The sequence below is a fragment of the Arthrobacter sp. LAR12-1-1.1 genome (assembly GCF_040676555.1).
Lineage (GTDB): Bacteria > Actinomycetota > Actinomycetes > Actinomycetales > Micrococcaceae > Arthrobacter.
Map to the genome: position 1 here is coordinate 1 of NZ_JBEGIG010000071.1, position 255 is coordinate 255.

A 255-nucleotide genomic window follows, 5' to 3' on the forward strand; every position below is an offset into this window, starting at 1 on the left:
TCCGGGAGGGTCTGCTGCACATTTACTCGGTGATGGAAGGCTGCGTCGAGGTCAGCCTCAAGCGCACCGGGCTGCTGCCTGGCGGGCTCAAGGTCCGCCGCCGCGCGCCCGACTGGCACGAGCGGCTTCTGAAGGAGGACAAGGACCGGGACCCGAAGTACTGGCAGGAATGGGTCAACCTGATCGCGCTGGCCGTGAATGAGGAAAACGCCTCGGGCGGGCGGGTGGTCACCGCCCCCACCAACGGCGCCGCCG

The 255-nt window shown here is 68.6% G+C and carries 1 protein-coding gene; it reads left to right on the forward strand.

All coding sequences use genetic code 11. The features are described 5' to 3' along the window. Positions 1-255, forward strand: a 255-nt coding sequence (locus MRBLAR12_RS23845; RefSeq protein WP_364748467.1) for an L-serine ammonia-lyase, iron-sulfur-dependent, subunit alpha, incomplete at both ends; no start/stop codon positions are given.